The organism is Georgenia sp. Z2081 (assembly GCF_055326445.1).
On the sequence record NZ_JBUZNK010000003.1, the window covers coordinates 204,733 to 216,681 of the forward strand.

The 11,949-nt window shown below is 73.4% G+C and carries 10 protein-coding genes; all 10 read left to right on the forward strand.

Features of this window, described 5'->3' with window-relative positions; translation table 11 throughout:
• The first annotated feature begins 11 nt into the window (after positions 1-11).
• The 10 genes from glyA to ACZLKG_RS06790 all read left to right on the forward strand — a co-directional run bounded on the left by glyA (position 12) and on the right by ACZLKG_RS06790 (position 11,919).
• A complete protein-coding gene (gene glyA / locus ACZLKG_RS06745; protein WP_463648289.1) occupies positions 12-1,313 on the forward strand; it encodes a serine hydroxymethyltransferase in 1,302 nt (433 codons plus the stop codon).
• On the forward strand, positions 1,310-2,194 hold the full coding sequence (locus ACZLKG_RS06750; protein ID WP_425708246.1) for a bifunctional 5,10-methylenetetrahydrofolate dehydrogenase/5,10-methenyltetrahydrofolate cyclohydrolase: 885 nt from the start codon (positions 1,310-1,312) through the stop codon (positions 2,192-2,194). The genes glyA and ACZLKG_RS06750 overlap by 4 nt, the downstream gene beginning before the upstream one ends.
• Positions 2,195-2,307: 113 nt before the next feature.
• Positions 2,308-2,820 carry a 2Fe-2S iron-sulfur cluster-binding protein gene (locus tag ACZLKG_RS06755; RefSeq protein WP_425708245.1) on the forward strand — a complete coding sequence of 171 codons (513 nt, stop codon included), beginning with the start codon at positions 2,308-2,310 and terminating at the stop codon, positions 2,818-2,820.
• Positions 2,817-3,830 (forward strand): FAD binding domain-containing protein, encoded by a 1,014-nt coding sequence (locus tag ACZLKG_RS06760; RefSeq protein WP_425708244.1) that lies wholly within the window; start codon positions 2,817-2,819, stop codon positions 3,828-3,830. Before ACZLKG_RS06755 ends, ACZLKG_RS06760 begins: the two co-directional genes overlap by 4 nt.
• Positions 3,823-5,895: a xanthine dehydrogenase family protein molybdopterin-binding subunit gene (locus ACZLKG_RS06765; RefSeq protein ID WP_463648290.1), complete on the forward strand. Its 2,073-nt coding sequence runs from the start codon at positions 3,823-3,825 to the stop codon at positions 5,893-5,895. The genes ACZLKG_RS06760 and ACZLKG_RS06765 overlap by 8 nt, the downstream gene beginning before the upstream one ends.
• Positions 5,896-5,938: 43 nt before the next feature.
• Positions 5,939-6,754 carry an exodeoxyribonuclease III gene (locus ACZLKG_RS06770; RefSeq protein ID WP_425708242.1) on the forward strand — a complete coding sequence of 272 codons (816 nt, stop codon included), beginning with the start codon at positions 5,939-5,941 and terminating at the stop codon, positions 6,752-6,754.
• 51 nt (positions 6,755-6,805) lie between these two features.
• Entirely contained in the window at positions 6,806-8,047 is a 1,242-nt protein-coding gene (locus ACZLKG_RS06775) for a YihY/virulence factor BrkB family protein (RefSeq protein ID WP_425708241.1), read from the forward strand.
• Complete coding sequence (locus tag ACZLKG_RS06780) at positions 8,044-9,162, forward strand: mannose-1-phosphate guanylyltransferase (RefSeq protein ID WP_463648291.1); 1,119 nt, start codon at positions 8,044-8,046, stop codon at positions 9,160-9,162. The genes ACZLKG_RS06775 and ACZLKG_RS06780 overlap by 4 nt, the downstream gene beginning before the upstream one ends.
• Before the next feature lie 67 nt (positions 9,163-9,229).
• Positions 9,230-10,513, forward strand: coding sequence for an amidohydrolase (locus tag ACZLKG_RS06785; protein ID WP_463648292.1), 1,284 nt, complete (start codon positions 9,230-9,232; stop codon positions 10,511-10,513).
• Between the two features lie 200 nt (positions 10,514-10,713).
• Entirely contained in the window at positions 10,714-11,919 is a 1,206-nt protein-coding gene (locus tag ACZLKG_RS06790; protein ID WP_463648293.1) for a BMP family lipoprotein, read from the forward strand.
• The last annotated feature ends 30 nt before the right edge of the window (positions 11,920-11,949 follow it).

The following is an 11,949-nucleotide window of genomic DNA, read 5'->3' on the forward strand; positions in this document are numbered from 1 at the left end:
CGAGGAGAGAGATGACCACCGAGACCAGCCCGACCGACCGCGCACTCACCGCACCGCTCGCGGAGGTGGACCCCGAGATCGCCGCCGTCCTCGACGGCGAGCTGACCCGCCAGCGCGAGACCCTCGAGATGATCGCGTCCGAGAACTTCGTGCCGCGCGCCGTCCTCCAGGCCGCCGGCTCCGTCCTGACGAACAAGTACGCCGAGGGCTACCCGGGCCGCCGGTACTACGGCGGCTGCGAGCAGGTCGACATCGCGGAGAACCTCGCGATCGATCGTGCGAAGTCGCTGTTCGGCGCCGGCTGGGCCAACGTCCAGCCGCACTCGGGCGCGCAGGCCAACGCGGCCGTGCTGCACGCACTCGCCTCGCCCGGCGACCCGATCCTCGGGCTCGACCTCGCCCACGGCGGCCACCTCACGCACGGCATGCGGATCAACTTCTCCGGCAAGCTCTACGACGTCGCCGCCTACGGGGTGGACGAGCAGACGCACCGCATCGAGATGGACGCCGTCCGGGAGGCCGCGCTGGCCCACCGCCCGAAGGTCATCATCGCCGGGTGGTCCGCCTACCCCCGCCAGCTCGATCTCGCGGCCTTCCGGGAGATCGCCGACGAGGTCGGTGCCTACCTGTGGACCGACATGGCGCACTTCGCCGGTCTCGTGGCCGCCGGGCTGCACCCGAACCCGGTCCCGCACTCGGACGTCGTCTCGACCACGATCCACAAGACGATCGGCGGGCCCCGCTCCGGGATGATCCTCGCGCGGGACCCCGAGCCGCTGGGCAAGAAGCTCAACTCCGCGGTCTTCCCCGGCCAGCAGGGCGGGCCGCTCATGCACGTCATCGCCGCGAAGGCGGTCGCACTCAAGCTGGCGCACGGCGAAGAGTTCAAGGACCGTCAGCGCCGGACCGTGCAGGGCGCCCAGATCCTCGCCGAGCGGCTCCTCGCCGACGACGTCGCCTCGACCGGGGTCTCGCTGGTCACGGGCGGCACCGACCTCCACCTCGTCCTCGTCGACCTGCGCGACCACGCGCTCGACGGCCAGCAGGCCGAGGACCTCCTGCACTCGGCCGGCATCACCGTCAACCGCAACGCGGTGCCGTTCGACCCGCGGCCCCCGCGCGTGACCTCCGGCCTGCGCATCGGCACTCCCGCGCTCGCCACCCGCGGGTTCGGCGAGAGAGAGTTCCGGGAGGTCGCCGACATCATCGCGATCGCCCTGCGCGACGGCCAGGCGGCCGACGTCGCGGCCCTGCACGCCCGAGTCGACGCGCTCACCGCCGACTTCCCCCTCTACGAGGGCCTGACCCAGTGACTGCGCGGCTGCTCCCCGGCGGTCCGGTCGCCGACGCCGTGCTGGCGGACGTCGCCGACCGCGCCGCCCGGCTCGTCGCTGCCGGCACCACCCCGGGACTGGGGACCATCCTCGTCGGCTCCGACTCCGCCTCCGCCGGCTACATCCGGATGAAGCAGGCCAAGGCCGCCGAGCTCGGCTTCACCTCTCCGCACATCCACCTCGGCGACGACGCGACGCAGGCCGACGTCCTGGCTGCCGTGCGCGAGATGAACGAGGCGGACGACGTCCACGGCGTGCTCCTCCAGCACCCCACCCCGCCGCAGATCGACTTCGACGCCGCGCTGCTCGCGCTCGACCCGGACAAGGACGTCGACGGCCTGCACCCGGTGAACATGGGCCGCCTCGCCCTGGGCATGCCCGGACCCGTGCCCTGCACGCCGGCCGGCATCGAGGCGCTCCTCGCGCACCACGAGATCCCGGTCTCGGGCCGCGAGGTGGTCATCCTCGGCCGCGGCACCACCCTCGGCCGGCCGCTCGGCCTCCTGCTGTCCCAGAAGCGGGCCACCGCGGACGCCGCCGTGACGGTCGTCCACACGGGCGTGCCGGACTGGGACCGCTACACGCGCAGGGCCGAGATCGTCATCGCCGCCGCGGGCGTCCCCGGCATCCTCAGGCCCGAGCACCTCTCGCCGGGTGTCACCGTGGTCGGCGGGGGAGTGCGCTACGAGGGCAGGAAGCTGCTGCCCGACGTCGACGAATCGTGCGCCGAGGTCGCGGGCGCCATCACCCCGCGGATCGGCGGCGTGGGCCCGACGACGATCGCGCTGCTGTTCCGCAACGCGGTCGAGGCGGCCGAGCGGGCCGCCGGGGCGGGCACGGCCGCGGGGGCGCAGCGCTGATCCCGGGAGCCCGGGCCCGCGGGTAGACCGACCGGGCGGCGTCCGAAGTTGCCGGGGCACCCGACCCCGGTTACGTTCGAGTGACGCTGCACACGATCCCGTGGAGGCACGTCATGGACCAGCCGCTGCACCTCGTCGTCGACGGCGCGGAGCGCGCCCTGTCGGTCGACCCGCGCACCACCCTGCTCGACGCGCTTCGTGACCGGCTGGGTGTGATGTCGCCGAAGAAGGGCTGCGACCACGGCCAGTGCGGGGCGTGCACCGTCCTCGTCGAGGGCCGGCGCCTCAACTCGTGCCTCGCGCTCGCCCTCGTCCATGACGGCGCGGAGATCACGACGTCGGACGGCCTCGCCGACGGCGACGAGCCCGGCGCACTGCACCGCGCCTTCCTCGAGCACGATGCGTTCCAGTGCGGCTACTGCACGCCGGGGCAGGTCTGCTCCGCCGCCGGCATGCTGCGGGAGGCGGCCGGCGGTGCGCCGAGCGCCGCCACCGAGGACCTCGACGGGCCCTCGGAGCTGACCGACGCGGAGATCCGCGAGCGGATGAGCGGCAACCTGTGCCGCTGCGGCGCCTACGTCAACATCGTCGCGGCCGTCCGCGACGTGGCCCAGGAGCAGCGATGAGACCGTTCGACTACGAGCGGGCGACCGACCCGCGCGGTGCCGTCACCGCCGTCGCGGACCGCCCGGACGCAGCGTTCCTCGCCGGCGGCACCAACCTCGTCGACCACCTCAAGCTCGGCGTGCGCTCGCCGGAGCTGCTGGTCGACATCAACCGGCTCGACCTGGCGAAGGTCGAGGACCTGGATGGCGGCGGCCTGCGTATCGGCGCGATGGTGCGCAACAGCGACCTCGCCGCGCACCCGCGGATCCGACGGCACTACCCGGTGCTCTCGCGCGCCCTGCTCTCCGGCGCCTCCGGACAGCTGCGCAACGCGGCGAGCACCGGCGGGAACCTGCTGCAGCGGACCCGCTGCGTGTACTTCCAGGACGTCACCACCCCGTGCAACAAGCGCGAGCCCGGCTCCGGCTGCTCGGCGATCGGTGGCTACACCCGGTACCACGCCGTCCTCGGAGCGTCCGAGCACTGCGTCGCCACCCACCCCTCGGACATGGCCGTCGCCCTGGCGGCGCTGGACGCCACCGTCGTCGTCCTCGGACCCGACGGTGAGCGCCGCCTCCCGCTCGTCGATCTCCACCGGCTCCCGGGCGACCGGCCCGAGGTGGACACCGTCCTCGCCCACGGCGAGCTGATCACGGCGGTGGAGCTGCCCCCGCCGTCACCCTCGAACCGCTCGACCTACCGGAAGATCCGCGACCGCGCGTCCTACGCCTTCGCGCTCGTCTCCGTCGCGGCGGTCGTGGACGTGGACGACACGGGCCCCGGGCAGAGGATCGCCGGCGCGCGGATCGCCCTCGGCGGCGTGGCCCACAAGCCCTGGCGGGCGCGCCTGGCCGAGGAGGTGCTGCGCGGCGCCGAGCCCACGGTCGACGTGTTCCGCCGCGCCGCCGACGCCGAGCTCGCGGCGGCGCAGCCCCTCGACGGCAATGCGTTCAAGGTCCCGATGGCGCGCGGCACCCTCGTCACCGTGCTGGCCGAGCTCACCGGCATCGAGGCGACCGGCGATGAGTGAGCTCCTGGCCGCCTCGGCGATCGGCACCGACCCGGCGCGGCCCGAGGGCGCCGACAAGGTCCGCGGCCGCGTGCCGTACGCCTACGAGCACGACGTCGGTGCCGCGTTGTACCTCCACCCGCTGCAGTCCGGCGTCGCGCGCGGGCGGGCGGCCGAGATCGACACCGCCGCGGCGGAGGCGGCCGAGGGGGTCGTGCACGTCCTCACCCATCGCGACGCTCCGCCGCTCGGTGACACCTCCGACGGTGAGCTCGCCATCCTGCAGGGCGACGAGATCGGCTTCCGCGGCCAGTACCTGGGTGCCGTGGTCGCGACGACGCCGGAGGTCGCGCGGTACGCGGCCGGCCTGGTCGAGGTCCGATACGAGCACCAGGATCACGATGCCGACTTCCGGGCCGACCATCCCGCGGAGCGCGAGCCGGAGGGCGGCGCGGACGACGTCGAGGACGGCGACCTGGACGTGGCCCTGGCCGAGTCGGAGGTCGTCGTCGACGAGGTCTACTCCACGCCGATGGAGCACAACAACCCGATGGAGCCGCACACGACCGTCGCGCGATGGGACGGCGACCGGCTCACCCTGTGGATGTCGACCCAGGGTGCACACCCGGCGCGGAAGGCGCTCGCCCCCGTCCTCGGGATCGCACCGGAGCAGCTGCGGATCGTGGCCCCGCACATCGGCGGCGGCTTCGGGTCCAAGGGGCTGCCGCACGCCGACGCCGTGCTCGCGGCGCTGGCCGCGCGCGCCGTGCCCGGACGCGCGGTGAAGTACGCCGTCTCCCGGCAGCAGATGTTCGCGCTGACCGGCTACCGCGCACCGACGCACCAGCACGTGCGCCTCGGAGCCCGTGCCGACGGCACCCTCACCGCGCTCGGGTTCGACGCGGTCGCGATGTCCTCGCGCACCAAGGAGTTCACGGAGCTGGCGTCCAAGCCGGCGCGCATGATGTACGCCGGACCGAACCGGAGGATCACCCAGCGCGTGGTGCCGCTCGACGTCCCCGTGCCGTCGTGGATGCGCGCCCCGGGCGAGGCCCCCGGCATGGTGGGGCTCGAGATCGCGCTGGACGAGCTCGCCGTCCGTTGCGGCGTGGACCCGATCGTCCTGCGCGAGCGCAACGAGCCGGACGTCAACCCGACCAACGGCCTGCCCTTCAACCGGCGCCGGCTGATCGACTGCCTGCACGAGGGAGCGGCCAGGTTCGGCTGGGCCGACCGTGACCCGGCGCCGCGCTCGCGGCGCGAGAACGACTGGCTGATCGGCACCGGCGTCGCGTCGGCGCTCTACCCCTCCTTCCGTCAGCCCGGCTCGGCCGCGAGGATCCGCCGCACCGCCGCCGGCTACCGGGTCGAGATCGGCGCGGCCGACCTCGGAACCGGCACCTGGACCGCGCTGAGCCAGGTCGCCGCGGACGCGCTGGGCGTGCCGCTGGAGCAGATCGAGCTGCGGATCGGCGACACGGACCTGCCGAACGCCACGGTCGCGGGCGGCTCCAGCGGCCTGTCCAGCTGGAGCGCCGCCGTGCTGAGCGCCGCGGAGAGCTTCCGCCGCGAGCACGGCGCCGACCCCGCCCCCGGGGCCGAGTCGGAGGGGGAGGCGGGTCCCAACCCGGCGTCGAAGGAGATGTCGCTCAACTCGTTCGGGGCGCACTTCGCCCAGGTACGCATCAACGAGTCCACCGGCGAGATCCGGCTCGACCGCATGCTCGGCGTCTTCTCCGCCGGCCGGATCGTCAACCCGCGCACGGCCCGCTCGCAGCTCGTCGGCGGCATGACGATGGGCGTGGGCATGGCGCTGCACGAGAAGAGCGAGCTCGACCCGCGGTTCGGCCACGTCGTCAACCACGACCTCGCCGAGTACCACGTGCCGGTGAACGCCGACATCCCCGAGATCGACGTGAGCTGGCTGGACGAGGAGGACCCCGCCGCGGGGCCGTTGGGAGCGCGGGGGATCGGCGAGATCGGCATCGTCGGCGCCCCGGCCGCGATCGCCAACGCCGCCTACCACGCCACCGGTGTGCGGGTACGCGACCTGCCGCTGTTCGGGGACGCCTTCCTGTCCGCCTGAGCCCGCCGCTGCCACCGTGAGCCGGGCGTGGCACCCTGGCCCCATGAGGATCGCGACCGTCAACGTCAACGGAGTCCGGGCCGCCTACCGCAAGGGCATGGGGGAATGGCTGGAGGAGGCCGCCCCCGACGTCGTCCTCCTCCAGGAGGTCCGCGCCGACGAGACGATCCTCGCCGACCTCCTCGGCGAGGGATGGACGATCGTCCAGCAGGCCAGCGACCTCAAGGGCCGAGCCGGAGTCGCCATCGCCACGACGCTCGACGTCTCGGCCGTCCGCATCGGGCTCGGCACGGAGCAGGAGGCGCCGGTCGACACCGGACGGTGGGTCGAGGCCGACGTCGTCGCCCCCGGCCTGGAGGTCCCGCTCACGCTGGTCTCGGCCTACATCCACTCCGGCACGGTCACCGACCAGCAGAAGATGGACAACAAGTACGCCCACCTGCGACGCACGACCGCCCGACTGTCCGAGCTCACCGAGCAGCACAGCTCCGGCGAGCGCGAGGTCCTGCTGGCCGGCGACCTCAACATCGTCCGCAGCGAGCAGGACATCAAGAACTGGAAGGGCAACCACAACAAGACCTCCGGCGTCCTGGACGACGAGATCGCCTACGTCACCACGTGGATCGACGAGCTCGGCCTCGTCGACGTCCACCGCGAGCTCTCCGGCGACGTCCAGGGCCCGTACACGTGGTGGTCGAACCGTGGCAAGGCGTTCGACAACGACGCCGGCTGGCGCATCGACTACCAGCTCGTCACCCCCGGCCTCGCCGGGCGGGCCGAGTCCGCGCGCGTCGACCGGGCACCGAGCTGGGACACCCGCTGGTCCGACCACGCCCCGCTCGTGGTCACCTACCGCTGACCTGCACGTCGCAGGGCGCCGAACAGCGCCGGTGTCGTTAGCCTGCTCGGTGTGAGCGAGACGACGGACGAACGGGCGGCATCGACCGCCGACGAGCCACGCACCATGAAGGACCGCGCGCTGGCGGCCTGGGGGTGGATCCAGCAGAGCAGGCTGTGGCGTGCCAACCAGCGCTACGGCACCGCGCGCGGCGCGATGCTCGCGGGCGGTATCGCCTACTCCGCGCTGTTCTCGATCTTCGCGGCCCTCGCCATCGGGTGGACGATCTTCTCCCGGATCATGGGCGGGAACGCCGAGCTGCAGCAGACCGTCATCGACGCCGTCAACGACGCCCTGCCGGGCATCATCGACGACGGGTCCAACGGGGGGCTCATCAGCCCCGACCAGCTCGTCGTCTCGACGGCGCTCAACCCCGCGTCGATCATCGCGTTCCTCGTGCTGCTGTGGACCGCGAGCTCCGTGATGAGCAACCTCCGCCTGTGCATCCAGGCGATGTTCGGCATCAACGCACCGCCGGAGAACTTCCTCGTCGGTCGCCTCGCGCGTCCGATCGCCGGGTTCTTCGTCCTCGCGCTCGCCGTCCTGGCCACCGCGATCGCCTCGATCGCCGTCAACACGATCGGCGAGACGCTCCTGTCGGCCATCGGGGTCGAGGGCTCCACCGGGCAGTGGCTCCTGCGCATCGGCACGCTCGCGGCCTCGTTCGTCGTCGACGCGGCCGTGTTCATCATGCTCATCTCGTTCACCGCGTCCGTGCGAGCACCCCGTAAGGACCTGCTGCTCGGCGCCGCGATCGGCGCGGTCGGCTCGGGCGTCCTGCGAGCGCTCGGCACCACCGCGGTCGGCGCCGTCGACAACCCGCTGCTCGCCGGTTTCGCGGCCATCGCCACGCTCCTGCTCTGGGTCAATCTCCTCGCCCGCCTCATGCTCTACGTCAGCGCGTTCATCGCGAACCCCCCGCTGCCGCAGCGCGCCGAGGAGCCGGAGGAGGTCCACTTCACCGAGCGGCCGAACTACATCACCGAGTCGGTCCCGGAGACCAAGGAGTGGCCGCACCAGCAGATCACCGGGGTCATCGACGTCGACCCCTCGCTGCACCCCGACGCCGTCGCCGCGCGCGAGCGCGAGGAGCGCCTCGCGGAGGAGATGGGGACCAACCCCGGCGGTGTCCTCGGCTCCCTGCGCGAGCGTCGCGTGCGCCGCCTCGAGGAGAAGGCCGAGCGGGCCCGCGCCGAGCTCGACGCCGACACCCGCCGGACCTACCGCAGGTACGGGCCGCGGTCGGAGCGATGACCGCCGAGCCCGGTGGCGACCGGTCACCTCCGATCCACGCCGTCGTCCCCGCCGGCGGTGCGGGCACCCGCCTGTGGCCGCTCTCCCGTCGCGACCGTCCGAAGTTCCTGCTCGATCTCACCGGGTCGGGTCGCACGCTCCTGCAGGCGACCGTCGACAGGCTCGCGCCGCTCGCGGAGACGGTCACGGTCGTCACGGGTGTCGCCCACGAGGTCGCCGTGGCCGAGCAGGTCGGCGACGGCGTCGACGTCCTCGCCGAGCCGAGCCCCAGGGACTCGATGGCCGCGATCGGGCTCGCCGCCGCGATCCTCGGGGAGCGGCACGGGCCCCACGCCCTCGTCGGGTCCTTCGCGGCCGACCACATCGTCTCCGACGACGCCGCGTTCGCCTCCGCCCTCGCCCAGGCGGCGACGGCGGCCCGGCGCGACGACGTCTCCCTCGTGACCATCGGGCTGACCCCCGACCACGCCGCCACCGGGTTCGGGTACATCGCCGTCGGTGCGCCGCTGGGGGAGGAGCGGGCCCCGGACGCCTGCCGCGTGGACAGCTTCGTCGAGAAGCCCGACGCCGCGACGGCCTCCCGCTACGTCGCCGGCGGTGCGCACCTGTGGAACGCCGGCATGTTCGTCGCCCGCGTCGGTGCCCTGACCGACGCGCTCGCCGAGCTGCACCCGGAGCTCGCGATCGGCCTCGGCGCGATCGGCCGTGCCTGGGACACCCCCGAGCGCGACGCGGTGCTCGACGAGACCTGGCCGACCCTCACCCGCATCGCGATCGACCACGCGCTCGCCGAGCCGCTCGCGGCGGCGGGACGGGTCGCCGTCGTCCCCGCTGACCTGGGCTGGACCGACGTCGGCGACGCCGACGCCCTGGCCTCCGTCCTCGTTCCCGACGACCGGGGCGTGGCCGTCGGGACGGGCACGCGGGTCGTCGCCGAGGATGCCGACGGAGCGTTCGTCCACGCCTCCGGCCGGACGGTCGCGCTGCTCGGCGTGCCGGGCGTCGTCGTCGTCGACACGGGTGACGCCCTCCTGGTGACGACCAGGGAGCGGGCCCAGGACGTCAAGGGCATCGTCGACTCGCTCGACGGGCGCGGACTGGGGTACCTCGGCTGAGCCCGGGCGCGGACGGGGCGCGGACCGGGTCACCTCGGCCGAGCGTCGGCGCGAGTACCGTGGGCCGGTGCCCGTCCCCGACCTCCTGCCCACGATCGTCGCCTCGATCGACGCACGTACCGCGGACCTCGTCGCCTGGCGGCGCCGGATCCACGCCCACCCCGAGACCGCCTACACCGAGCACGAGACCGCCGCGTTCGTCACCGAGGTGCTCACCGGCGCCGGGCTGAGCCCGCGACGGGTCGCCGGCACCGGGGTCGTCGTCGACCTCGGGCCCGACCCGCGGCGCGAGCGTCCTGCCCCGCCGGAGGGGGCGAGCACCCCGGCCGACCGCTCGCGCCGCTCCGGCGGCCGCCACGTCCCGGGCGGTCGCCTCGCGCTGCGGGCCGACATGGACGCCCTGCCCGTCCCCGAGACGACCCGGCTGTCGTTCGCGTCGAAGCGGCGAGGGATCGCCCACGCCTGCGGGCACGACATCCACACCACGGCCCTGCTCGGAGCCACCCTCGCCCTCGCGGAGCTCGATGCCAAGGGGAGGCTCCCGCGCGGCGTGCGCGCGATCTTCCAGCCCGCCGAGGAGGCGCAGCCCTCCGGTGCGCGCACGCTCGTCGAGCACGGTGTCCTCGAGGGGGTCGGCGGGATCTTCGCGCTGCACTGCGACCCCAAGCTCGACGTCGGCCGGCTCGGCACCCGCATCGGCGCCATCACGGCCGCGTCCGACGCCGTCACCGTCCACGTCCGCGCCGACGGCGGGCACACGTCCCGGCCGCACCTGACCGGTGACGTCGTCAACGCGCTCGCCACGGTCGTCACCGGCCTGCCCGCGGTGCTCCGGCGCCGCCTCGACCCGCGCATCGGCGTGGACCTCACCTTCGGGTCCGTGCAGGCCGGGAGCGCGCCCAACGCCATGCCGTCGACCGGCGTGCTGCGCGGCACCCTGCGCTGCCTGGACGCCGACGCCTGGCAGGAGGCCGGTGCGCTCGTCGAGCCGGCGGTGCGCGCCATGCTCGAGCCGTTCGGGGTCGACGTCGACGTCGAGGTGCTCCAGGGCATCCCGCCGGTCGTCAACGACGAACGCGCCACCCGCGCGCTCGACCGTGCGGCGAAGTCCGTGCTCGGAGAGTCCGCCACCGAGCTGACCGAGCAGTCCCTCGGTGGGGAGGACTTCGCGTGGTACCTGCGCCGGGTCCCCGGCGCGCTCGCCCGGCTCGGCACCCGCACGCCCGGCGGCACCACCTACGACCTGCACCGCGGCGATGCGGAGTTCGACGAGCGGGCGATCGCTGCGGGCGCGAAGGTGCTCGCCGGGGTCGCGCTCACCGAGTCGGCCGGCCCGGCGACGCCCCCCTGACGTCCCACCTGCCGGACCCGCGATCCAGCAGGTGAACACGCAGTGACGACGGGGCGACGGAGCGGTGACCGACGCGACATCCGGGCCGGTCACGGATGCGCATCAAGTGGTCGGGAACGGTCCTTCGGGCCACTAGTGTGAGCCGCACTCACCCCGGGGCGACGGCAATCGGAGCCGTCGCCGGATGGATCGGAGACCCCGTGAAGAAGACCCTCACACTCAGCGGCATCACCCTCGCCGCCGCCCTCGTGCTCGCCGCCTGTGGCGAGGCCCCCGACGAGGAGACCGAGGCGGACAGCGAAGCTCCCGCCGACACCGGCGGAGACACCGGCGGAGACACCGGCGGCGAGACCGGCTCGGAGACCGGCTCGGAGAGCGGCAGCGACGCCGCGGGCGAGTCCGCCTCGGGCGGCGGTTCCGGCGACGGCGCCGACACCACCGCCTGCATGGTCTCCGACCAGGGCGGCTACGACGACCAGTCGTTCAACCAGTCCGGGGCCGAGGGCCTGGAGGCCGCGGTCGAGGAGTTCGGCGTCCAGACGATCCTCGTCGAGTCCCAGACCGACGCCGACTACTCGACGAACGTCAACTCGCTCATCTCGCAGGGCTGCAACCTCGTCTTCGGCGTCGGGTTCCTCCTGGAGAACGCGATCGAGCAGGCCGCGAACGACAACCCGGACGTCAGCTTCGCGCTCATCGACTCCGCGTTCGAGACCGACGACTTCGAGCCCGTCGAGCTCGAGAACGGGCGCCCGCTCATCTTCGACACGGTGCAGGCCGCGTACCTGGCCGGTTACGCGTCGGCCGGCATGTCCCAGACCGGCGTCGTCGCCACCTTCGGCGGCATCCAGCTGCCCTCGGTGACGATCTTCATGGACGGGTTCGCGCTCGGCGTCGAGGCGTACAACGAGGACAACGGCACCGAGGTCGCGGTCCTCGGCTGGGACGAGGAGGCACAGCAGGGCTCCTTCACCGGCGACTTCGAGGACCAGGGGCAGGGTCAGACCCTCGCCGACCAGTTCATCGCCCAGGGGGCGGACGTCATCATGCCGGTCGCCGGCCCCGTGGGCCTGGGCGCCGCCGCGTCGGCCGAGGCGGCGGGCGACGTCATGATCGTCGGTGTCGACTCCGACTGGTACGAGTCCACGGACTACGGGTCGATCGTCCTCACCTCGGTCCTCAAGGAGATCGGCCAGTCCGTCCAGGACACTGTCGGGGACTACGTGAGCGACGAGTTCGACAACGAGCCCTACGTCGGCACGCTCGAGAACGGTGGTGTCTCCATCGCCCCGTTCCACGACTTCGAGGCCGACGTGCCGAGCGAGCTCGTCGACCGGCTCGCAGAGCTCGAGGAGCAGATCATCTCGGGCGAGCTCGTCGTCGAGTCGGTCTCCAGCCCCCAGTAGTGACCGAGGCGGCGGCCCCGACCGGTCGCC